Raw genomic sequence first — 19,820 nt, 5'->3', positions numbered from 1 at the left:
CACGGTCGTCGGCGTGTTGTGTGCGCAGCTTCAATCTCGGCGGGCTCGCTCGTCAATCTCGGCGTGCTCGCGCCAATCTGGGCGTGCTCGCGCCCAAATCGCGCCCAATCTCGGCGGGCTCACGCCAATCTGGGCGTGCTCACGCCAATCTGGGCGGGCTCGCGTCCCAATCGCGCCTCAATCTCGTCAATCTCGGGGTGGCCGTTGGTCGTTGGGGTCATTCGGGTCCGGCTCACCGAACCAGCGCGACGGCTCGTGTTGACCGTACTGGTCGTGCCAGTCCCACCACTCATACGGTTTGGTCTGCGGATAGCCCTCCGGTGAGTCCTCCCAGTCCTCCTGTCGCCCTAACGCGGTCATGTCCAGCAAGCTCCAGGTGTTTCCCAACGCCTCGTCTCCGCGGTTGTTGATGAAGTAGGTGCGGAAGATGCGGTCACCATCGTGGATGAACGCGTTGGTGCCGTGCCACTCGTCTACGCCGAAGTCAACGTCGAAATCATCGGTGATGGTGTACCAGGGCATATGCCAACCCATCCGCGCCTTCAGTCGCTCGATGTCGGGTTGTGGCGCACGCGAGGCGTAGACCAGCGTGGTGTCTCGGGCGTTGAGGTGGGCCAGATTACCGACGTGGTCGGCCATCATCGAACAACCGCGGCAGCCGTGCTCGGGCCAGCCGTGGATATCGGGTCCGTAGAAGGCGCGGTACACCAGCAGTTGCCGGCGACCGGCGAACAGGTCCAGCAATCCGGTCCTGCCGTCGGGGCCTTCGAACGCATACTCCTTGTCGACGGGCAGCCACGGCATCCGGCGGCGCTCGGCGGCCAGCGCGTCACGCGCGCGGGTCAGCTCCTTCTCCTTCGCCAGCAGACGCTGGTGTGCGGCGGTCCACTCCGGCGCGGACACGATCGGGGGTGTCTTCATATTGCGATCTCCCATCCGTTTGCTTTCCGGTCCTTACCACTACAGACACCGTGCCGCGGCGAGAATCATCGCTTTCCCGGCAATAACTTTTCCGGGGCTTTTCCGGGACTCTGCCGGGACTTTTCCGGACTCTGCCGGGGCTCTGCCGGGGCTCTTCCGGGACTCTGCCGGGACTTTTTCGGCGATAACATGGTGGAGCCCAGCTCAATTTCGACTCGGCCCCGTTTGTTCCTCGACCCGGCCTAGTTTGTGCGTTCGCGTTGCCGCGGACGGGGTAGCCCATTGCAATCCGCGAGCCGTGTGGACAGGTGTTGAACACACCGCAAGGATTGGCGAGTACATGCAGTCGAAGGGTGACGGATGAAGATTCCGGGTGTGGCCGACATCCTCGGCACTCTCACCGGGGGGGCCACGCAGGTCGTGCGGGCCGGCGCGCAAACCGCGGCCGGTGCGGCCGGCGCAGTGCAGACCCTGGCCAGCCCGGTGACGGAATTGGTAGGTCCGGTCGTGCAGACGGTCGCGCACACCACCGGGCGGGCTCTCGGGCTGGGCGGGTCTTCCGACGGAGCTCCCGAATCGGTCACCCCGCCGGTGCGTTGGCAAAGTGGGCGACGCGTGCATCTGGACCTCGATCCGCTGCTGCCGTTCCCCCGCTGGCACGAATATGCGCCGGCGATCGAGGAGCCCGTTCGCCGGATCGCCGGCGTCGCCGAGGCCCACGTCGAAGGCGCGCTGGGCCGCTTGGTCCTGGAATTCGCTGCGGACGTCGACACCGACGTTGTGTTGGACAAGGTGCGCGACACCGCCTCGGCGGTGGCATGCGACCTGCTGTCCACCGAATCGGTCGCGGCGCCGAATGCCGCACCGTTCGCGGATCCGGGCAACCCGCTGGCCATTCTGGTGCCGCTGACCGTGGCGGCGATGGACGCCGTGGCCGTCGGCGCCGCAGTGACCGGCTGGTTCACCCGACTACCGATGGCGCCGCGCAGCGCGCGGGCAGCGGCCGCACTGATCAACTATCAGCCCCGGGTGGTGGCCGTCCTCGAATCGCGACTCGGTCGCGTCGGCACTGACATCGCGCTCAGCGGGTCGACGGCGCTGGCCTACGGTTTGAGCCAGTCGGTGGGCACTCCATTGTTGGACTTGGCGCAGCGCAGCCTGCAGCTATCCGAGGCCGCGGCGCACCGGCAGCGGTGGCGGGAACGCGAGCCGGAGCTAGCCTCACCGAACCGGCCGCAGGCCCCGGTGGTGCCGGTCCTGTCATCGGCGGGAACCGAAACGCAGACGCCGCGGCACAACTGGGCCGCGGCAGCCGCCGGTGAGGCCTCGCACGTCGTCGTTGACGGCGCTATCGACTGCGCGATCGACCACGAGAAGGGCTCGATGAAGGGCCCCATCGAGGAATACGGCGCTCAGGCCGCGAGTGGGTCGGTGGTTGCCGCCGCAGGTGCATTGTTTGCCGGTGGAGGTGCCGCAGAGGCCGCCGAGGCAATCCTGGCCGGGGTGCCGAAAGCCGCGCATGTCGGCCGGGAGGCCTTTGCGACCACCCTCGGCCGCGGTCTGGCCAACGCCGGCCTGCTGCTGCTCGACCCGGGCGCGCTACGCCGGTTGGACCGGGTGAAGGTGGTGGTCATCGACGGTGCCGCACTGCGCGGCGACCACCGCGCGGTCTTGAATGCGTGGGGCGAAGAACCTGGCTGGGACGATGACCGCGTCTACGAGGTCGCCGACGCGTTGCTGCACGGCGAGGAGGCGCCCGAACCCGATCCAGACGAGTTGCCGGCCACCGGGGCACGGCTGAAATGGCTTCGCCCGCAAGGCCCTTCAGCGACGCCGGCGCAGGGGTTGGAGCACGCCGACCTGGTTTGTGACGGTCGGCGGGTCGGTCACGTGGACGTCGGGTGGGAGGTCGACCCGTACGCGATTCCGCTGCTGCAGACCGCCCACCGCACCGGCGCCCGAGTGGTCCTGCGCCACGTGGCCGGCACCGAAGACCTCTCCGCCAGCGTCGGTTCGACGCATCCGCCAGGCACGCCGCTACTGCAACTGGTGCGGGACTTGAGAACCGACCGTGGGCCAGTTCTGCTCATCACCGCACTGCACCGCGACTTCGCGTCGACCGACACGCTAGCCGCGCTGGCTATCGCTGACGTCGGCGTCGCCCTCGACGACCCCCGTGCGGCCACACCCTGGGCCGCCGACATCATCACCGGTACCGATCTGGCCGCCGCGGTACGAATCCTGTGCGCGCTACCGGTGGCCCGCGCGACCAGCGAATCCTCGGTTCATCTGGCCCAGGGTGGCACCACGCTGGCCGGTCTGCTCCTGGTCACCGGTGAAGACAACCGAAGCAGCAACCCGGCGACGTTCCGTCGCTGGCTCAACCCGGTCAACACCGCTGCGGCCACGGCGCTGTTGTCGGGATCCTTCTCGGCTCTCCGAGTGCTGCGGCTGCCCAGTCCAACGCCACAGCCACTTACCGCCTGGCACGCATTGGACCCCGAAATCGTCTACTCGCGGCTGGCCGGCGGCAAGCGCCCGTTGGCGGTCGAGTCGGCCACTCCGACCTGGCGGCGCCGGCTTGACGACCTGTCGTATGAACCGGTGGTAGCGCCGCTACGGGGTCCAGTGCAGGCATTGGGACGGTTGGCAGGCGCGACCCGCGTGGAGTTGCGCGATCCGCTGACGCCGATCCTTGCCGTGGGTGCGGCAGCGTCGGCGATCGTCGGCAGCAATGTGGACGCGCTGCTCGTGGCGGGGGTGATGGGCGTCAACGCACTTACTGGCGGGGTGCAACGCCTGCGCGCCGAGGCCGCGGCCGCGGAATTGTTCGCCGAGCAGGACCAGCTGGTGCGTCGCGTCGTGGTGCCGGCAGTGGCGACGACACGACGCCGACTGGACGCCGCCCGCAAAGCCACCCGCACCGCGACCGTGTCGGCCAAGAAGCTGCGGCCCGGCGATGTGATCGACCTGGCCGCGCCCGAGGTGGTGCCGGCCGATGCCCGCCTGTTGGTCGCCGAGGACCTCGAGGTGGACGAGTCGTTCCTGACTGGCGAATCGCTGCCGGTCGACAAGCAAGTCGATCCCGTCGCGGTGAACGACCACGAGCGGGCATCGATGCTGTTCGAGGGCAGCACGATCGTTGCGGGACGGGCGCGCGCCATCGTGGTGGCCACCGGGGTCGGCACCGCCGCCCAGCGGGCGATCTCGGCCGTCGCCAACGTCGAGACATCCGCCGGGGTGCAGGCCCGGCTGCGGGAGCTGACCAGCAAGGTGCTGCCCCTGACCTTGGCCGGCGGCGCGGCCGTCACCGGTCTGGCGCTGCTGCGTCGCGCCTCGCTTCGGCAGGCGGTGGCTGACGGCGTCGCGATCGCGGTCGCGGCCGTACCAGAGGGCTTGCCGCTGGTGGCGACACTGTCACAACTGGCCGCGGCACAGCGGCTGACCGCACGCGGAGTGCTGGTACGTTCCCCGCGCACCATTGAGGCCCTGGGCCGGGTGGACACCATTTGTTTCGACAAAACCGGCACCCTCACCGAGAACCGGCTGCGGGTAGTGCGGGCCGTACCCAGGGCCAACGACCCGCAGGGCCCGTTCCCCGGCCCGGCGGATCCGCCGGCCATCGCGGTGCTGCAGGCGGCCGCGCGGGCGTCGACGCAGCCCCACGACGGCGAAGGACACGCGCACGCGACCGACGAGGCAATCATCACGGCTGCGATTTCGCTTGATGCCGAAGCTGATTCGGTGTGGACGGTGCTCGCCGAGGTGCCGTTCGAGTCCAGCCGCGGGTACGCAGCGTCGATCGGTAGCGATACCACCGACACCAAGCCGGTGCTGATGGTCAAGGGCGCACCGGAGACGATCCTGCCCCGTTGTCACTTCGCCGATCCAGATGCCGAGCGGCAGCATGCCGAGTCGCTGGTGCACGCCCTTGCCGAGGAAGGGTTGCGCGTGCTTGCCGTGGCACGCCGCATTTGGGAGCAGGGCACCGCGGAAGAAGACACCGACGCCGACGCGGTTGACGCCGCCGCACACGACCTCGAACTGATCGGCTACGTGGGGTTGGCGGACACCGCGCGGGTCTCGTCGCGACCCCTGATCGAGGCGTTGGTCGAGGCCGAGCGCAACGTTGTGCTGATCACCGGCGACCACCCCGTGACGGCGCGCGCGATTGCCCGGCAACTCGGGCTACCTGAGGATGTGCGCGTGGTGACCGGTGCCGAGCTGGCCAGCCTCGACGAGGAGGGGCACGCCAAGCTCGCCGCCGACGTGCAGGTCTTCGCGCGGGTCAGCCCGGAGCAGAAGGTGCAGATCGTGGCGGCGCTGCAGCGCTGCGGGCGGGTCACCGCCATGGTGGGCGACGGTGCGAACGACGCCGCCGCCATCCGGATGGCCGATGTGGGAATTGGCGTCAGTGGCCGCGGGTCGTCTGCGGCTCGCAGCGCCGCCGACATCGTGTTGACCGACGACGACCTGGGTGTGCTCATCGACGCGCTGGTCGAGGGCCGCAACATGTGGGCGGGAGTGCGCGACGCGGTCACCATCCTGGTCGGCGGCAACGTGGGTGAAGTGCTCTTCACCATTCTTGGGACAGCCTTCGGCCAGGGTCGCGCACCGGTGGGCACCCGCCAGTTGCTGCTGGTGAACCTGCTCACCGACATGTTCCCGGCGCTGGCCGTCGCCGTTACCTCGCAGTACGACGACCCCGAAGACGACGAGGACCTGACCGGTGAAGAGGTGGACGAGGCGCGCCGGGTGCGCCAACTCGAGGTGCTGACTCAGCCGAAGCCGTCGCTGGGCGATTCGCTGATGCGTGACATCGTGAACCGCGGCGTGGTCACGGCCGCCGGTGCCACCACGGCCTGGGCCATCGGCCGGTGGACTCCCGGCACCGAACGGCGCACGGCGACAATGGGTCTGGCCGCACTGGTGACAACCCAGCTGGCCCAGACGTTGCTGACCCGCAGGCACAGCCCGCTGGTGGTCGCAACGGCGCTGGGCAGTGCGGGAGTCCTGGTCGGCATCATCCAAACACCGGTCGTGAGCCAGTTTTTCGGTTGCACACCATTGGGGCCGGTCGCCTGGACCGGCGTGGTGGGCGCAACCGCGGGAACGACGGCGATCTCGGTCTTGGCACCGCAATGGTTGACCAAGGCGGTCAGCGCCGTGACGCCTGACCCGGACGAAGAAGCCGAGGATTCCTAGCTTTTCGCTCAGCCGGAAAGTTCGCGGCGCACCACCTTGCCCGCCGGATTGCGCGGGATGCTGGCAACGATGTTGATATCTCTGGGCTGCTCGAAGCGAGAAACCTTGCCTTTCAAGTATTCTCGCAGCGTCGGCGGATCGGCTTCGCTGTCCGGACGGAGTACGACATAGGCCGCCAGTCGACGGCCGAACTGTTCGTCGTGGACACCGACGACGGCATTCTCGGCAACGTCGGGATGGCCGGCCAGAGCGTTCTCCAGTGCCCGTGGATAAACGTTCTCTCCACCGGAGACGATCATGTCGTCTTCGCGGCCGACGATGTACAACCGGCCCTCCTCGTCCAGGTAGCCCATATCCCCGGTGCTGGTCATACCGGCGATGACGGTCTTTCCGCCCCCGCCGGTGTAGCCGTCCGAGGACAGTCCCCCGCCCACGAACACGCGTCCGGTGACCCGTGGCCCGACCGGTCTGCCGTTTCGGTTGAAGATGCGTACCGGGCACCCTGCGACGGGTCTGCCCACCGTCTCGGGGAATCGACGAAGTTCCGCTGGTGTGGCGAGCGAACCGATACCGACTTCGGTGGAACCGTACAGGTTGTACAGCACGTCACCGTAGGCATCCATGAATCGCCGGGCCAGACCGGGATCCAGTCGGTCGCCACTGGATATCACAACTTGCAACGACGCCAACGGGTTTCGGGCCCGCACCCGCTGCGGCAGGTCCAGCATGCGGGCCAGCATGATCGGCACCGCACTCATCGCCTCTGCCCGGTGCAGGGACGCCTGCGCGAGCACCGCTTCGGCGTCGAAGCGCCGACGGGTCAGCACCGTCCCGCCCAGGGCGATGGCCAGCATCAGGATGCCGAATCCCAACCCGTGAAACATGGGTGCCGCCAGCGCGATTCGAGATCCCACGCGCAGTCCGGTGCGTGCCAGCAGCGTCATGCTGACCCCAATGCCCGAACTCATCCGGGGTGTCCGCGGGACACCTTTGGGGATTCCGGTGGTCCCCGAAGTCAGCAGCACCATTCGCCCCGACGGTGCGACCCGCGGCCGAGGCCGGTCTTCTCGCGGCCGCACGGATTGCGGATCGATGAGCTGCATCGGCTCGTCGGTTCGGCCGAGCTGTTCGGTGAACTCGTTGTCGCAGAAAATCGTTCGGATTTGGTGGGTACCTAGCGCTCCGGTGAGCGCGTCGGCGCGGAATTCGGTGTTGACCAATACCACGTCGGCACCCACCAACGCTGTGGCGAACACCGCGGCCACGAAATTGCGTCCGTTGCGGCACATCACGCCTACCGGCTGCCCGGCCCGTACGCCGGCCTCGAGCAATTCGCCGGCAAGCGATTCGGTCAACGCCTGCAGCTCGTGATAGCGCAGCGCGCCGTCGTCGTCGATGATGGCCGTCCGGTCCGGCCAGCGTGCCGCCGAGACGGCCAGCACCGTGAACAGATTCGTGCCGCCCCGGCAGATCTCGCGGGCCAGGCGAAGTGCCGCCGCGGGACTCGGCGGTCCCAGCAGTCCCGACGACAGCACCGCGCTGGCGGTTGTGCCGACTACACCGTCGGTCACGATCGTTTACCGCCGGATTCGGAGACCAGCTGTCTGTGCCAGAGTCGAGCGGCGCGCTCGGCCGGTCCGGCCAGCAGCACCGAGGCCAGTTCCGCCGGCCCCAGCCAGGGCGGCTCGATGGTGCGCGGGCGATTGATGATCGCCTTGGCGACTGCGTCGGCGGCCTCGTCCGGCGTCAGGGCCGGAAGCCGGTTTAACAGTGGGGTGGGCTCGATCATGCGGGTCCGAACCAGTGCGAAGTAGACCGTCGAGACGTCGATGCCGTCACCGTGCAACTCCGGTGCGACGCTGCGCAACCAGCGGTCAAACGCCCCCTTGGATGCTTGGTAGGCGCCCCACTGCGGACCCGGCGCCACACGCACGCCCACACTCGACACGTTCACCAGGTGCCCGCGGCCGGCCTCCCGCATGGTCGGGAGCAACCCGAGCAACAGCCAGATCGGGCCAAGGTAGTTGATGTCGATGGTGCGCTGGAAGTCGTGCGGGCGGTCGTACTGGTCGTGCAGGGACCGCCGCAGCGACTTGCCCGCGTTGCTCACCACGATGTCCAGCGCGCCGTGATTCTCGTTAATCTGCTTCGTCAACTCGCTGACGGCGGCCTCGTCGCTGAGATCAGCCGGGTAGACGACCGCCGCTCCCCCGCCGGCGTTGATCGAGGCTGCCACGTCGTCGAGGCGTTCAGCCGAACGGGCCACGATCAGCACCCTTGCGCCGGCCGCGGCCAACTTGCGTGCGGTCGCCTCACCGATCCCGTACGAAGCTCCGGTCACCAGCACGGTCTTGCCGGAAACGGCATTGCGCAGCTTGTCGGGGTCGGATTCGCGCGCCGGATTCACAAACCTGCTGGTAGCCGCATCAATCGCCTGCAATACCGGATTCATTGACGCGTCCTCGATTGACGGTGGGTACTGTCTGACCCTTATCTTGTACCCACGTGACCCACGGTCACAACGGTGGGTGAGATGCGCCGATGAAGTTCGGTATTCGCCCTAGGTGGATCCGCGTGAATCCGCACTGTGCTGGACCGCAACCGGGCGAAACCCCGAAAGCGGTTTACACCTGCTTCCCCTCACCGCGGTGGCCGGAGAATTCGCCGGTCGAGTCCGGCATCTCGTGGCACGGGTCCTGATGCCAGTCGCCGAATGGGTCGTCATAGCTGTTCCAGCTATTCGGATCCAACATTTCGGTGTCGGTGAGCAGGGCGTCGCGCAAAGCAGCCGTCACGTCGGCGGGGTCGGCACCGCACACCAGCACCGTCATTGCGGTGTGGCGGTCGCCGTAACGGTATTCCCACATCAGTTCGGCGAAGAGTCGCCGTTCCGGATCAGCACGATTCACCTCCACGGCAGTCATGGCTGCCAACCACTTGCCCGCTGAGGCGACCCGGAGGCCGCCGCCGGCCGATTCGAGCCACATGACCTGATCGGGCCGGTTGGCGAGCCACAACCGGCCGCGGGTTCGTACCACTCCGTCCAGCAACAGGTCCACCGCAGCATGGAGGCGCTCCGGATGAAAGGGGCGGCGCGCGTTGAACTCGACGATCTGGACGTTTCCGTCGCCCACCAGTGGGGGCAGTCCGGCTAGCAGCGGTGCGTGCGGGTGATCGCTGCGCCCTCGGCGCGAATGTTTATCCAAATTCGCCAGCGCCAGCTCGATTCGCTCAGTGCCGACCGTGATTCGCGCCCGGGGAGCCAGGCGGCGCAGGACCGCCAGCGTGACGGGCTCCGGATGGCTGAGCACCAGCAGGTCAGCGAACTCAGCCTGGCCGACGGCCGCTTGAGCCACCGTGCGGCCGTCGGCCAGGGTGCCGTCACTCAGCGCTTGGGCCAGCCATTTGGTGGAGTCCACGCACGTCACCACGCCGGTGACACGCACATCAAGAGCAGCCGGGCCGTCGGCATAGCCGGGGCCGATTCGCACCGGAACGTGATTGACCGCCCAGCAGATCGGTTCGGGTTCCAGCCACTGCGCCAAGTGCACGACGATGCGGTCCACGTTCGAGCGTCGATGCAGCTTGCGCAGCAAAACCAGTAGGTCGTTCCGGATGGTGCAGGGAATGCAGCCGCGTGCCAACTCCAGGGCGTCTTCGGCGGTTTCCAGCTCACCACGGTCCAGGGTGGTGATCGTCCGCTGCACTATGTGGCCGTCGAAGTGGTGCTTGACCACTACCGTTCCGGGCTGCCTCAACAGCAGCCGGGTCACTTCGTCGGTAGCGCCTTGACCGGACACCACGAGCACGGGAGTCGCCATCACTCACCCCTTATTGAAAATGATTGTCATTAAGCTGAGTTCAGGTTACAGTTCCGGGCAGTGGTTGTCGAAAATGATTTCCATTAAGTCAACGGGGGGTTGTCATGTCAGCGCGGTGCCAAGTCACCGGCCGCACTGTGGGATTCGGCCACGCGGTGTCCCACTCACACCACCGGACGCGGCGTAGCTGGTCACCTAACGTGCAGCGCAAGACCTATTATCTGCCGTCGGAGCATCGCCGGATCTCGTTGCGAGTGAGCGCCAAAGGCATCAAGGTCATCGACCGCGACGGAATCGAGGCCGTGGTCGCACGTTTGAGAAAAACCGGTGCGCGCATCTGATGTCCCGCAACGAGATTCGGCCCATCGTCAGGCTGCGCTCCACCGCCGGAACGGGTTACACCTACGTCACCCGCAAGAACCGTCGAAACGACCCCGACCGCCTCACACTCACCAAGTACGACCCGGTGATACGTCGGCACGTGGAGTTCCGCGAGGAGCGTTGAAGTCGTCGTTACCGCGGCCGGTTGTGCAGCCTGCGCGGGTCGACCCCGACACGCGCCCACGCGTCGGCGGCCCAACTGGCGTAGATCATCCGCACCGGCAGTCGGTTGATCAGTGGGTTCAGCGCCCTCATGAAGGCAGCGAATCGCTGGAATCGCCTTTCTCGCCTGTCATCCCATCGCAGGTCACACACCTCGCGCATCTGCGGCGGGCATGTTCCGACGATGATCAGACGGGCATAGGCGTTCAATGGGGCGGTCAGCACCCGCCAGATCGCCTTGGGGATCTTGCGCGGGCCCGGGATTCCCTTGCGGATGTAGCCGGTGCCGTAGAGCACCGTCTTGTGCGGGATGAACCGTTCGAGCATGCCGTCCCAATAGGCGACGAACTCGTCGTACGTCTGCGGTTGGCCCCGGTCACTGACGCCATAAAGGCTGTACCAGATCTTGCTCTCGGCGAAGATCTGCTCCTTCTCCGCATGTGAGAGTCGCCGGATGAACATGTCGGCGTTGTAGATGACCTGGTCGACGAATGTGGCGTGCGCCCAGTAGAACAACTCCGGGTTCAGGGCGTGATACCGCGAGCCATCGCTCACGGTGCCTTTGATCGGCCGGTGAAAGTCCCGCACCGTGCGGCCCCACTTGTGCGGATCCTTCGAGTACACGGTCTTCATCAAGGGCGGTGCGGTCCGCTTGGCCCGGCCGAGGGTGTCGCTGAAGACCACTGAGTGATCGAGCACGCCCTGCGCGAGTTGTTCGATGCAGTTCTCGGTGCCTGCGACACGCTGAAACCCGAAGAGTTGGGTGCGGTAGTCGCCGTAGAACTTCCAGATCAGCGAATCCGGACCCAGCACCGGCGCCTCGTCGGCGACCTCGTCCACCACTATCGGCGTCGCTTCCCGCACGCCGGTGTCGAAACCCAGTTCAGCCGTCATTACCAACTCCTCACAGCGCAGCCGGCCGCGTGTGAATCAGAGAAACAAAATCGTGTCTTTGTGTCATACCCTAGCATTATTGGGCGCACTGTGCCGTGGGGGTCGTGGATCGATGAAGAACCGGGAGAGCAACCCCGTCGCAGATCTCGACAGCACCATCCTGGACACCGCTCGGATGGTGTTCGAGACCTACGGAGTGCGTCGCGCCAATATCGAGGACGTAGCCGCCCGCGCCGGCGTCAGCCGCAGCACGATCTACCGGCGATTCCCGACCAAAGACGAGCTCTTCGAAGCCGTGGTGCGCCGTGAGGCCGGACTCTTCTTCACCACGTTGGCTCAGGCAACCAGCGGGCGGACCCCCGCAGAGGCCGTGGTCGAAGCGTTCACTCTGGGCGTGCGTCTCATCGAAGACTCGCCGCTGTACTCGCGGATCGCCGAAAGCGAGCCGGAACTTTTCGGCATGTTCTCCCGCTCGCACGTGTTCCCCATCGGCCAGTTCGCCGACGGTATTGCGCACACTCTGCGGCGCTGTGGTGCCGACATGGACGATGCGGATCTGGCCAACGTCGCAGACATCTTGCTCAGAGTCGCCGTCGGAATCATCGTGTTTCCCACCGAGCGTCTCGACACGTCCAATCAGCAAGCCGTCCGGGACTACGCGGCGCGCTACCTGGTCCCGATCATTGACAGCCAGTCCCCAGGTCACGCAAGTACCGTGGTCAGGACCGATGAATGACGCGTCAGCCATTGCAGAATCGATGTCGCCGCACGTGCTACGCGACTACGCGCTGCTCGCCGACGGCGAGCGGGGAGTCGTCGTCGGGCCGCGTGGCGACTATTGCTGGTTGTGCCTTCCGCGCTGGGACAGCCCGGCGGTGTTCAGTTCGTTGCTGGGCGGGCGCGGCGCTTACATCGTTTGCCCGTCAGGCACCGGATTCGTGTGGGGCGGTCATTACGAGCAGCGGTCCCTGATCTGGCGATCGCGGTGGGTGACCACTGACGGCATCGTCGAATGCCGAGAGGCGTTGGCGTTTCCCGGGGATCGGCACAAGGCGGTATTGCTGCGCCGCATCATCGCGCTGGACAAGCCGGCAGAAGTACGGGTCGCGCTGGACCTGCGGGCGGACTTCGGCGCCGAGCCGATGCGCGATCTGCACCTTGGCGACGGCATCTGGACTGGGCAGTGTGGGCCACACCGATTTCGGTGGACGGGAGCGCACGACGCGCGGCCGCGCGAAGACGGATCGCTGCACGCCACCGTGCAAGTGGTTCCGGGACAGGTCCGCGACCTGGTGCTGGAGTGCTCGGATCATGAGTTGGGCACTGAGCCAGTGCGGGCGGAAGATGCCTGGCGACAAACCGAAACGGCATGGCACGACGCGGTTCCGCCTGTCTCCGACACGCTGGCCGATGTCGATGCCGAGCTTGCGTACGCGGTGCTTCGCGGTTTGACGAGCGACGGTGGGGGGATGGTTGCGGCGGCGACGATGTCGCTGCCGGAGCGGGCGGAACAGGGTCGCAACTACGACTACCGGTATTGCTGGATCCGCGACCAGTGTTACGCCGGGCAGGCGGTGGCCGCGGCCGGTGCCTACCCGTTGCTCGACGATGCGGTTCGCTTTGTCAGCGAGCGGGTCTTGGCCGACGGACCCAGACTCGAGCCGGCCTACTCGGTGGACGGTAGCGCGGTGCCGCGGGAACAGGATCTGGAGCTGCCGGGATATCCCGGCGCCGCGGTCAAGCAGGGCAACTGGGTCACCGATCAGTTCCAGCTTGACGCGTGCGGAGAAGCACTGCTCCTGTTGGCGGCAGCAGCGCGCCTCGAGCGCCTCGACAACGATCACTGGCGCGCGGTGCAGACGCTGGTGCAGACCATCAAGGACCGCTGGCACGAGCCCGACGCGGGGATCTGGGAGTTGGACGACCAGCATTGGGCACACTCCCGATTGACGTGCGCAGCGGGATTACGCGGTATCAGCGAACTGGCACCGGCGGCTGAGAGTTCGGAATGGCAGCAGCTGGCCGACCGGCTGGTCTCCAGCACCGCTTCGGACTGTTTACATCCGCAAGGCAGATGGCAACGCGCGCCTAATGATTCGCGGGTTGACGCGGCGCTGCTCATCCCGTCGATCCGAGGCGCGGTGCCGGCCGACGATCCACGCACCGTCGGCACCCTCGAAGCGGTACGCGCCGAGTTGGGGCGGCACGGGTTCGTCTACCGCTTTCAGCCTGACGATCGGCCGTTGGGTGAGGCGGAAGGGGCGTTCCTGTTGTGCGGCTTCCTGATGTCGTTAGCCGATCACCAGCAGGGCAACACGATCCAGGCGGTGCGATGGTTCGAGCGTAATCGCACTGCGTGCGGGTCGCCGGGACTGTTCGCCGAGGAATTCGACATCACGCAGCGTCAACTTCGCGGCAACCTACCGCAGGCATTCGTCCACGCGCTGTTGTTCGAAGCGGCACATCGGCTCGCCGATGGCAAGGGCGGACCCATCGGCACCGGAACCGGCCGCACGGCGACCGCGGGGCGTTTGTCCCAGCACTCCGGAGGTATCTAGCACTCGTGGCCGGTTTGGTCGGACGACTATGGCTCCGCATTTGGCAGGGCCTGCTGTCGTCTCGATTACTCACTTTCGACGGATGGCTGGCGTTTGACCTGCCCCGGACGGTGACCACGATCGGCGAAATCCTGTTGATCGGCTTGGCCACCGTCCACGTCTACTTTCTTGCCACCGAGCCGACATTGCCCGGATACTTCGTCGGCTATGCCCTGGCACTGATCGCCGGTTGCCTGATCGCCGCAGTCGCGCTCATTGCGACATTCAATGATTCTGTGCCCCAACGTGGTTGGTACCTGGGCAGTGCCGTCTGCATCATCTTCCTCGGGCTATACCTGCTCAGCCGCCTGATCGCGCTACCCGGACTCCGTTCGTTGACCGGCCGATGGGACGTGGCACCTGCGACATTGGCGATGGCTATGGCTGCAGCCTTTGTCGCCGTCCACACCACCGTTCTCTCCGGGGTCAACGTGGCTTATCCGCGCCGGCAAGGCTGGCCTGACTGAACGGATCATTTTCGCGATGACAACTCTGGATTATCCAGCGTGGCTGCGCATCGAGCACTGGCTCAACGTGCTGTTCGTGACACTGATCATTCGCAGCGGCATCGAAATTCTTGCCACGCACCCCAAGTTGTACTGGCGCGACGACAGCAAACCCGGCACCGAGTGGGCGCGCTTCACCCGTAAGGTCATGCCCCGCGACCGCCTGTACGACACACTCGACGAAGAAGAGAGCTACCACCCACTCGTTGCGTTGCCAGGCCGCGCCCAATTGGGCATGGGCCGCCATTGGCACTTCTTCGCCGTGATCGGCTGGATCCTGCTGGGCATTTCCTATGTCGTTCTGCTCTTCGCTACCGGCCAATGGCACCGGTACTGGCCGGCGTCCTGGTCGATCTTTCCCGAGGCCTGGAACGACATCGTCACCTATTTGAGTTTCAATCTGCCGCCGCTGCTGCCGGGCGAACCACTCGACGCCATCCAGAAGCTGACGTATGCCGCGGTCATCTTCGTGCTCGCGCCGTTCCAGATCCTCACCGGCGCTGCGCAATCCCCGGCAATCGCGGCGCGATTCCCGTGGTACGTGCGAATGTGGGGCGGTCGCCAATGGGCCCGCAGTCTGCACTTTCTGGGCCTGATCGCCTTCGTCGTCTTCATCGTGATCCATCTCTCGATGGTCTTCTTCTGGGGGTGGGGGTCGCTGACCGCCTTGATGATCTTCGGCTCGGTGCGCAACACCACGATGGCCACGGCGCTTTCACTGCTTATCATCGCGGTGATCGTCGCAGTCCACGCCGCCGCGACGATGTGGAGTCTTCGCAAACCCCGGTCGGTACAGCGCGTGCTGGGTGCCGTGGTTAATGTGGCGCGGCGGATTTTGCTGCGTCCGTTGGATTCTCGGCAGGACTACGCTGTCGAGAAAATCTCCGAAACCCATCGCGTCAACGGTAAACCTCCGGCCAGCACCGAATACAAGGTGATGGCGGTCCACAATTTCGTCGATTGGCGGTTGCGGGTCGGCGGTCTGGTGGAGAACCCGGTGACCCTGGACCTGGCTGCGCTGCGTGCCCTCGCCGACCGGCAATCACAGCGAGTCATGCACCACTGTGTGCAGGGCTGGACCAGCATCGGCGAGTGGAGCGGCATTCCACTGGCGCAACTGGCGGACTTGGTGCGACCCCTGCCGCAGGCGAAATACGTTTGTTTCCTGACGATGCAGGACAACGACCGAGACGAGCCCGCATCCCATGGCGGCGGACAGTTCTATGAAGTCATGGATCTCGAACTCGTCTACAAGCCCCAGACGCTGCTGGCCTACGCGATCAACGGTCAACCCCTGCCCATCCAACACGGCGCGCCGTTGCGGCTACGGGTCGAAACACAAGTCGGTTTCAAGATGGCCAAATGGATCAACCAGATCGAGTTCGTCAACAGCTACGCCGGGATCGGCAAAGGCGCCGGGGGCTGGCGTGAGGACAACGTGTACTACGACAAGAACGTGGAGATCTGAAATGGCCACCGATGTGATGGTCCGGCCCGAACTGATCGAGATGAGCGATGTTTCCCGACAACGTGTTTCAGAGCAGATCGAGGCCAAGGGCGGTTACTGCGCAAGCTGCGGCGGTACGGAGTTCGACATCGGGCATGCGTTGTATCTTGGTTTCCTGTTCCTCAACGAGGACAGCGACGCCTACATGGTCGCGTTGACATGCCGCAACACCGCGTGCGAAAAGCCGCGCAGCGGGATCGTGCTTCATCAGGACGAGTTTCTGGCTCCCGGCGCCGGAGCCTCTGCGAGTTAAGTTGCGGCCGCGCGGATTTCGGGCTGCGCGAGGTTGAACCTGCTGATCGGCGCGGAAAGCGCGCGTAGCTCGGCACAGAGCGACTCGAACTTTCGCTGACCGACTTCGTCGAGCATGTTCAACGAGCTGAAGTGCACCAGCCGTGGCAGGCGTCCGGCGAGCGCGGTGCCCCACCTGATGCTGAAGTCGTAGATTTCGCCGTCGCTCACCGCATCACGCTGGCCAAGTCGCTTGAGCGCCTCGATCTGTTCACCGAGGAACTCCAGGTCGTCGTCGATGTTCACCGACACTTGGCTTTCCTCCTCACAGGCGCGGCTTAGCAACGCTGATCGCATATTTGGCGCCCTGCAGCGTGAGGTACACGCGGTGCGGGCCCACCGCCAAACCCGACAACGGCGCGGACTGCAACGGACCGGGCGGCAGGCCCGCACGATAGTCGGTGACATGGATTATCGGGATCGTCCGGGTGGGATAGCCGGTGAAGCTGGCCGTCTTGAGCACCACCAACTGACGATCGGTTGCGGCGTAGATGCGGGTCTCGTCAGTGCCGAGCGCACGCACCGGTGCTGGCAACCTGGTCTGAGCCAGCACTTCCAATCCCGTTCCGCCACGGCGCGAATCGATCGCATACAACACGTCGTCGTCACGGCGCGCAACGTAACTGCGGGTCACCTTGGTCCCATCCCCCGCCGAGATCGCAACGTCCATAGCCATTGAACCGCGCTCGTCGGGAGGCGACGACGAACCCTTGTAGTAACGGATTCCCGATCCGCCGTACACGTGGTAGTCGATCGAGCGTCCGCGGTTGGCGCCGTCGATGGTGTCCGCCTGAGTACTGAGGGACGCGGTGGCAAGTTTCCGGTACCCGTACTCCTCGACGGGTGTCACTGAAGACCCATCCGCGGACAGCGCGAGCAGCACGCTCATGCCGGCGTCTTCGGACAGATACGCCGGGGCCGGACCGGCATCGACGTACTCCACCGGTTGCAAACTCTGCAGATCAACGACCGCGACCTTGCCGCGCTGCGGTTGGGGCACGAAAACCTGTCCGTCGTCCTTGCGGCTGATTTGGAGGTTGCGCCCGGTTGCCAGCGGCGGGGAGAACCGTATCCGGGTGTCGTGCGAGTCAGCGGGATCCGATACCTCGACGAGTCGCTGATCGTCGGTCAGCGCAACGAGCGTGTCCCGACGGTATGACCACACGGGTGCATGCAGCACGGCTTCGGTGGGTGTCAGCACCACCTCGGGTGCCGTTTCCAGCGACTCTCCCGATGCCGAACATCCCCCGACGAGCATCCCGCTCACCGCTACACAGCACCACTGGGGCCACCGGGACCGCCGGCGCAGGCGGTTGCGCCGCGTCGCCGTGCTGGTCACGATGGCTCGGAGAATTTTGCGCGGGCTGCGGTGAACGCGCGAGTGCCCTGCAGTAGGGCTGCACGGTCCTCGTCATCCATTTGTCCCACAACGGATTTCAGCGCATTCTTACGGAGCGTGAGCAATTCCCGCAGCACCGACCGGCCGCTGGAAGTCAGTTCGAGCACGGTGGCACGGCGGTTCACCGGGGAGACTGCTCGGGTGATCCAGCCGGCCTCGGCGAGCCGATCACTGAGCCGGCTAGCCGTGGACGGGAGCAGGTCGAGGTCGTCGCCGAGTTCGGTAACCAAGCTCGGTCCCAGCCTTTCCAGCGACTGCAGCGCGTGCAGCGCTTGCAGACTGATCTTTTTCTCCATTTGCTCGAGCACCTCGACGTTCACCTCGAGAAACCCGCGCGTCGCCAATTCCAGCTCGGCAGCAAACTGGTCGAACTCCCCAGCGGCTGCGCCGATACGGTTCTTGTTCCGCGGTGAGGCCATCCCGCTCCTTTCGTAGGTGCACAATACATCCCGAATTCAGGAATTGCACTGGGAATATACTGTGTATCGCACATCGTGCGCGACGCACGAACTTGGGGTATCGTGCGGAAGATGGTGGACAACGCCGGAAAGGAGCATTCATGACGAATTCCCGCACCGTCGTGGTCACCGGAGCAAGCGCCGGCATCGGCCGGGCGAGCGCACGACTCTTCGGTGCTCATGGCGACCGGGTCGGCTTGCTGGCTCGCGGCTCAGCGGGTCTGGACGCCGCGGCCAAAGACATCCAGAACGCCGGTGGGCAAGCCTTGGCGATTCCCACCGACGTGGCCGACCACCGAGCGGTGGAAGCCGCCGCCGAGCAAGTCGAACGCACCTTCGGCCCTGTCGACGTGTGGGTCAACGTTGCGTTCACATCGGTGTTCGCGCCGTTTCATGAGATCAGGCCTGAGGAGTACCGGCGGGTGACGGAGGTGAGTTATCTCGGATTCGTGCACGGGACCATGACCGCCTTGCAGCGTATGCGCGAGCGTGACGCCGGCACGATTGTGCAAGTCGGCTCCGCGTTGGGCGCCAGGGCAATTCCGCTGCAATCGGCGTACTGCGGAGCCAAGCACGCAATCAACGGATTCACCGAGTCGGTCCGGACCGAGCTCATGCACGAAGGCAGCAACATCCACATCACTGTGGTGCAGATGCCTGCGGTCAATACTCCGCAGTTTTCGTGGGTGCTGTCTCGGCTGCCGCGTCATCCGCAGCCGGTCCCGCCGATCTACCAGCCCGAGGTCGCGGCCCGGGCAGTGGTGTTCGCCGCAAACCACCCCAAACGCAAGCAGTACTGGGTGGGCGCGAGTACCGCGGCCACGATCGTAGGCCAGCGGCTTATGCCGGCACTGCTGGATCGGTATCTGGCCAAAACTGGGTACTCCTCGCAGCAGACGGAAGAGTCGGTCAGCCCCGACCGTCCGCACAACCTCTGGGAGCCGCGTGACAACGAGGCCGGCAGCGATCATGGCGCACACGGGATCTTCGACGACAAAGCGGTCGGTCGCGCGCCGCAACTGTGGCTCTCCGAACACGCCCGGACACTGGCCGGGGCGGGTGTCGCAGCCGCCGCTGCCACCGCAGCGGTCATGTTGCGGCGGCTGCCGATGTCTTCATCGACCGCGGGGGGACCGCACGCCGGTGGAGGATCCCGGTGACAGCACCGATCAGATTTCTGGAAGTACTTCGCGGCGGCTGGGGTGCAACGCTGTTGACCGCGCCCGAATTCGTTCTGGGACGGTTGCACAGGGTTCGCGTCGACCGCAAAGCCGTCGTTGTCACCCGGATCCTGGGCGCGCGCCATCTGTTTCAGTCCGCCATGTCCGGAATCCGCCCCAGCCCCGAAGTCATCGCCGCCGGCACCTGGGTCGACGGAGTCCATGCGCTCACCGCTTTCGGTCTGGCCGCCGCCGACCGGTACCGCAGGCGGGCCGCACTGATCGACGCCGCCGTAGCCGCGGTGTGGGCGTCGCTCGGGGCACACGACCTGGTCAGCGGATCCACCCCGCCACCAGATCGCCAGCGTCGTCGCGACCAGCTCGCGGGACTGATCCTGCCGCGGTTGCCCGGCGGTCAGTACTTGTGGGCCCGTGCCGAACAGTCAAGGGGCCAGTTCGCGAATTCGAAAGTTGGTGCTTAGCAAGCCATGTCAACCGATCGTTACCCAATGATTGGC

Annotated in this window: 18 protein-coding genes; 10 read left to right on the top strand and 8 right to left on the bottom strand. The window is 65.8% G+C overall.

Annotated elements, in window-relative coordinates; genetic code table 11:
* Positions 1-186: 186 nt before the first annotated feature.
* Positions 187-921, bottom strand: a complete 735-nt coding sequence (locus A5636_RS01255) for a DUF899 domain-containing protein (protein ID WP_065156888.1) — start codon at positions 919-921, stop codon at positions 187-189.
* A 360-nt stretch (positions 922-1,281) separates the two neighbouring features.
* Here A5636_RS01255 and A5636_RS01250 point away from each other — a divergent pair, with 360 nt between their 5' ends.
* Positions 1,282-6,126 (top strand): cation-translocating P-type ATPase, encoded by a 4,845-nt coding sequence (locus tag A5636_RS01250; RefSeq protein ID WP_065156887.1) that lies wholly within the window; start codon positions 1,282-1,284, stop codon positions 6,124-6,126.
* A gap of 8 nt (positions 6,127-6,134) precedes the next feature.
* On the opposite strand, the gene A5636_RS01245 is transcribed toward A5636_RS01250, so the two are convergent.
* From A5636_RS01245 to mrf, 3 genes are all read right to left on the bottom strand, one after another.
* The gene (locus tag A5636_RS01245; RefSeq protein WP_065156886.1) at positions 6,135-7,700 is read right to left on the bottom strand and encodes an AMP-binding protein; all 1,566 of its coding nucleotides are present in this window, start codon (positions 7,698-7,700) and stop codon (positions 6,135-6,137) included.
* The gene (locus tag A5636_RS01240; RefSeq protein WP_065156885.1) at positions 7,694-8,578 is read right to left on the bottom strand and encodes an SDR family NAD(P)-dependent oxidoreductase; all 885 of its coding nucleotides are present in this window, start codon (positions 8,576-8,578) and stop codon (positions 7,694-7,696) included. The genes A5636_RS01245 and A5636_RS01240 overlap by 7 nt, the downstream gene beginning before the upstream one ends.
* Positions 8,579-8,750: 172 nt before the next feature.
* Complete coding sequence (mrf, locus tag A5636_RS01235; protein ID WP_065156884.1) at positions 8,751-9,947, bottom strand: ribosome hibernation factor-recruiting GTPase MRF; 1,197 nt, start codon at positions 9,945-9,947, stop codon at positions 8,751-8,753.
* A 104-nt stretch (positions 9,948-10,051) separates the two neighbouring features.
* Here mrf and rpmB point away from each other — a divergent pair, with 104 nt between their 5' ends.
* Positions 10,052-10,288 carry a 50S ribosomal protein L28 gene (gene rpmB / locus A5636_RS01230; protein WP_065156883.1) on the top strand — a complete coding sequence of 79 codons (237 nt, stop codon included), beginning with the start codon at positions 10,052-10,054 and terminating at the stop codon, positions 10,286-10,288.
* Positions 10,288-10,452: a 50S ribosomal protein L33 gene (gene rpmG / locus A5636_RS01225; protein WP_065156882.1), complete on the top strand. Its 165-nt coding sequence runs from the start codon at positions 10,288-10,290 to the stop codon at positions 10,450-10,452. The genes rpmB and rpmG overlap by 1 nt, the downstream gene beginning before the upstream one ends.
* An 8-nt stretch (positions 10,453-10,460) precedes the next feature.
* Here rpmG and A5636_RS01220 read toward each other — a convergent pair whose 3' ends face one another.
* Positions 10,461-11,384, bottom strand: a complete 924-nt coding sequence (locus A5636_RS01220; RefSeq protein ID WP_065156881.1) for an oxygenase MpaB family protein — start codon at positions 11,382-11,384, stop codon at positions 10,461-10,463.
* 112 nt (positions 11,385-11,496) lie between these two features.
* On the opposite strand from A5636_RS01220, the gene A5636_RS01215 reads away from it, so the two are divergent.
* From A5636_RS01215 to A5636_RS01195, 5 genes are read left to right on the top strand one after another with little or no spacing between them, the layout of a single operon-like run.
* Complete coding sequence (locus A5636_RS01215) at positions 11,497-12,120, top strand: TetR/AcrR family transcriptional regulator (protein WP_065156880.1); 624 nt, start codon at positions 11,497-11,499, stop codon at positions 12,118-12,120.
* Positions 12,113-13,942, top strand: a complete 1,830-nt coding sequence (locus A5636_RS01210) for a glycoside hydrolase family 15 protein (protein WP_065156879.1) — start codon at positions 12,113-12,115, stop codon at positions 13,940-13,942. Before A5636_RS01215 ends, A5636_RS01210 begins: the two co-directional genes overlap by 8 nt.
* 5 nt (positions 13,943-13,947) lie before the next feature.
* A complete protein-coding gene (locus A5636_RS01205) occupies positions 13,948-14,448 on the top strand; it encodes an oxidoreductase (RefSeq protein WP_065156878.1) in 501 nt (166 codons plus the stop codon).
* A gap of 16 nt (positions 14,449-14,464) precedes the next feature.
* On the top strand, positions 14,465-15,955 hold the full coding sequence (locus A5636_RS01200) for a molybdopterin-dependent oxidoreductase (protein ID WP_065156877.1): 1,491 nt from the start codon (positions 14,465-14,467) through the stop codon (positions 15,953-15,955).
* 1 nt (position 15,956) lies between these two features.
* Positions 15,957-16,247 carry a hypothetical protein gene (locus A5636_RS01195; RefSeq protein WP_065156876.1) on the top strand — a complete coding sequence of 97 codons (291 nt, stop codon included), beginning with the start codon at positions 15,957-15,959 and terminating at the stop codon, positions 16,245-16,247.
* Here the strand turns inward: A5636_RS01195 and A5636_RS01190 are convergent.
* The 3 genes from A5636_RS01190 to A5636_RS01180 all read right to left on the bottom strand — a co-directional run bounded on the left by A5636_RS01190 (position 16,244) and on the right by A5636_RS01180 (position 18,103).
* Positions 16,244-16,537, bottom strand: a complete 294-nt coding sequence (locus tag A5636_RS01190; RefSeq protein WP_253900443.1) for a hypothetical protein — start codon at positions 16,535-16,537, stop codon at positions 16,244-16,246. The genes A5636_RS01195 and A5636_RS01190 overlap by 4 nt on opposite strands.
* A 13-nt stretch (positions 16,538-16,550) precedes the next feature.
* Positions 16,551-17,543 (bottom strand): hypothetical protein, encoded by a 993-nt coding sequence (locus A5636_RS01185; protein WP_155763489.1) that lies wholly within the window; start codon positions 17,541-17,543, stop codon positions 16,551-16,553.
* 77 nt (positions 17,544-17,620) lie between these two features.
* Positions 17,621-18,103, bottom strand: a complete 483-nt coding sequence (locus A5636_RS01180; RefSeq protein WP_065156873.1) for a MarR family winged helix-turn-helix transcriptional regulator — start codon at positions 18,101-18,103, stop codon at positions 17,621-17,623.
* A 140-nt stretch (positions 18,104-18,243) separates the two neighbouring features.
* Here A5636_RS01180 and A5636_RS01175 point away from each other — a divergent pair, with 140 nt between their 5' ends.
* Together A5636_RS01175 and A5636_RS01170 are read left to right on the top strand one after the other, a co-directional pair.
* A complete protein-coding gene (locus tag A5636_RS01175; protein ID WP_065156872.1) occupies positions 18,244-19,302 on the top strand; it encodes an SDR family oxidoreductase in 1,059 nt (352 codons plus the stop codon).
* On the top strand, positions 19,299-19,784 hold the full coding sequence (locus A5636_RS01170) for a hypothetical protein (protein ID WP_253900442.1): 486 nt from the start codon (positions 19,299-19,301) through the stop codon (positions 19,782-19,784). The genes A5636_RS01175 and A5636_RS01170 overlap by 4 nt, the downstream gene beginning before the upstream one ends.
* Positions 19,785-19,820: the final 36 nt, after the last annotated feature.

It is taken from the genome of Mycobacterium asiaticum (assembly GCF_001673315.1).
Lineage (GTDB): Bacteria > Actinomycetota > Actinomycetes > Mycobacteriales > Mycobacteriaceae > Mycobacterium > Mycobacterium asiaticum_B.
Note: the sequence above shows the minus strand (reverse complement) of the source record. Positions and strands in the feature narration are given on the sequence as shown.

Coding starts and splice junctions, on each gene's coding strand:
- A5636_RS01200 (WP_065156877.1), top strand. CDS start 14,465: ATGACAACTCTGGATTATCCAGCGTGGCTGCGCATCGAGCACTGGCTC.
- A5636_RS01215 (WP_065156880.1), top strand. CDS start 11,497: ATGAAGAACCGGGAGAGCAACCCCGTCGCAGATCTCGACAGCACCATC.
- mrf (WP_065156884.1), bottom strand. CDS start 9,947: ATGGCGACTCCCGTGCTCGTGGTGTCCGGTCAAGGCGCTACCGACGAA.
- A5636_RS01180 (WP_065156873.1), bottom strand. CDS start 18,103: ATGGCCTCACCGCGGAACAAGAACCGTATCGGCGCAGCCGCTGGGGAG.
- A5636_RS01255 (WP_065156888.1), bottom strand. CDS start 921: ATGAAGACACCCCCGATCGTGTCCGCGCCGGAGTGGACCGCCGCACAC.
- rpmG (WP_065156882.1), top strand. CDS start 10,288: ATGTCCCGCAACGAGATTCGGCCCATCGTCAGGCTGCGCTCCACCGCC.
- A5636_RS01185 (WP_155763489.1), bottom strand. CDS start 17,543: ATGCTCGTCGGGGGATGTTCGGCATCGGGAGAGTCGCTGGAAACGGCA.
- A5636_RS01240 (WP_065156885.1), bottom strand. CDS start 8,578: ATGAATCCGGTATTGCAGGCGATTGATGCGGCTACCAGCAGGTTTGTG.
- A5636_RS01195 (WP_065156876.1), top strand. CDS start 15,957: ATGGCCACCGATGTGATGGTCCGGCCCGAACTGATCGAGATGAGCGAT.
- A5636_RS01210 (WP_065156879.1), top strand. CDS start 12,113: ATGAATGACGCGTCAGCCATTGCAGAATCGATGTCGCCGCACGTGCTA.
- rpmB (WP_065156883.1), top strand. CDS start 10,052: ATGTCAGCGCGGTGCCAAGTCACCGGCCGCACTGTGGGATTCGGCCAC.
- A5636_RS01250 (WP_065156887.1), top strand. CDS start 1,282: ATGAAGATTCCGGGTGTGGCCGACATCCTCGGCACTCTCACCGGGGGG.
- A5636_RS01220 (WP_065156881.1), bottom strand. CDS start 11,384: ATGACGGCTGAACTGGGTTTCGACACCGGCGTGCGGGAAGCGACGCCG.
- A5636_RS01175 (WP_065156872.1), top strand. CDS start 18,244: ATGACGAATTCCCGCACCGTCGTGGTCACCGGAGCAAGCGCCGGCATC.